1 protein-coding gene and 1 pseudogene are annotated in these 1,755 nt (G+C 53.0%); one reads left to right on the top strand and one right to left on the bottom strand.

Translation table 11 applies throughout. The features are described from left to right. On the top strand, positions 1-1,376 hold a 1,376-nt coding region (locus tag C9413_RS31830), incomplete at its 5' end, for a Shedu immune nuclease family protein (RefSeq protein WP_170251509.1). Positions 1,377-1,420: 44 nt separating this feature from the next. Here C9413_RS31830 and C9413_RS31825 read toward each other — a convergent pair. Next, a pseudogene (locus C9413_RS31825) lies at positions 1,421-1,755 on the bottom strand (DUF2971 domain-containing protein); the annotation flags it as partial.

Here is a 1,755-nt window from a genome sequence, read left to right as displayed (position 1 = left end):
CTGTGGTGGCTGAAAGCCAGGATGGACTGAGCATCGACTTGATGACGACCGATCACGGCCTAGAACAGCTACATCTGATCATTTCACCGAAGGCTCTCGACAAACTCATCAAAGACAACCCAGGCTTCAAGCATCCAGGAAATCCGGTCGTCTTGGCCCAATACGATGCCGATAGCGAAAAATTGACGGTGTTCCCGCTCCGAACACTCCTGACGTCACGGTTCCTTGAACCCAAATACACGAAAATTCGATCTATCGTTGTCGATGGAATATCCTCTCTCGAGCATCAGGATTACAGCGAGAATGTGGGCATAGGAAATATGCCGGCAGGTCTTGTGCGAGCCCCTCTGTTTGGTTTCGGCGTCCTGAACGACTTGCGTACCATCGTGCAAGCCGTTGAGAGGGTGCCCGATGTAACGGAGCTGTATGTTTCGAAAGCCAGAGGCGTGTCGCAAAACGGTGGGACTTTGCGAATTTCACGCTCAATCTTCGATGGATTCCGCAAAACTGTCGGCAGGCTTCATAGAAAGACATTAGCGTTCGTGAACGAGCGCAAGCTGGAAGTCATCGAGACTAAGATATCCGACTTGCTCCAGGCGAAAGACTCGGTCGACTATCACGACGATGTAAATTCGGCTCTCGCGGACCGACTTGCAGAAGCGCTCGTTGGCAAGATAAAATCCGGGACGATATCCCGGAAAGCCGCGCTCCAAACCGTGAGGGCTTCCGTGGCGAATATAGCCAAAACTGAGCCCACTGAAATCCTTTCCCTCCAGCGTGAAATCGAAACCGTTACCCTCGAGGATCTGATAGAGAGGATGGAAAAGAGGATCGCTCAAAAGGGACTGACTGAGCACGACTGGCAGTCGTTCCTTTCTGCGAACGCATTCATTTTAAGAGCTTTCGGTGTCCCCGCGCTTGTCTTCGAAGAGCAGCTTGCGGTGGGTGGGACACGTTTCGATGGCGGAGGTGGAAAGCTCGCGGATTACGCGATTAGAGCTGGGCTTTTGGGCAATCTCGCAATTATCGAGATTAAACGCTCTTCGACAGATTTGGTCGAACGCAAGGCCTACCGCGGTGACCTGCATGCTCCGTCAACGGAACTTTCCGGCGCCGTGAGCCAAGTGCTGGATCAACGCTATCGCCTTCAGATGGACATCAAATCGAAGAAAATCGATTCCGGCATTTTTGACGTCTACACTTACGCCGTTCAATGCATCGTAATCGCGGGATTGACACCGGAAAGCGAGCCGATGAGAAAATCGTTCGAACTATACCGGAACAGCCTGAAGGAGGTGCTGATTCTGACATTCGACGAGCTGCTTGCTAAGTTGCGTGCGCTCCTATCATTCCTAAAAGGCGAGCAAACGAGCTGATTGCGTCGGTGCGACCTCACCCATCGCCGCGCGCGGGTAAACGCTTAGGTGCCGCCGGGCGACGGGATGTCAGATAAGTCTGAAAAGGCGTCGATATATTGCCGCGATCGCCGTGGCAGACTCGCCGAAAGTTCATCGATGTCAACCTCACGACGGCGAAGATCAAACGTCCCTTGATCTTCGTGCATTTCGTAGAAGGAAACAGGCCGTTGGCGGCCTGCTAAGGCCTGCACTACCGCGAACTTGACGGCCACATCGCATCGAATGCCGAAAATGATTTCTTCGAGCTCCAATAGGGAATCTTGGGAGCCCCGTTTTCCGATCAGCCTCCATTCGCACTCGTAGCTCCAGTCTTCGGCTTTTCTGAGCAGCACAAGGT

Source organism: Rhizobium sp. SEMIA 4085 (assembly GCF_013004495.1).
Classification (GTDB): Bacteria; Pseudomonadota; Alphaproteobacteria; order Rhizobiales; family Rhizobiaceae; genus Rhizobium; species Rhizobium gallicum.
Note: the sequence above shows the minus strand (reverse complement) of the source record. Positions and strands in the feature narration are given on the sequence as shown.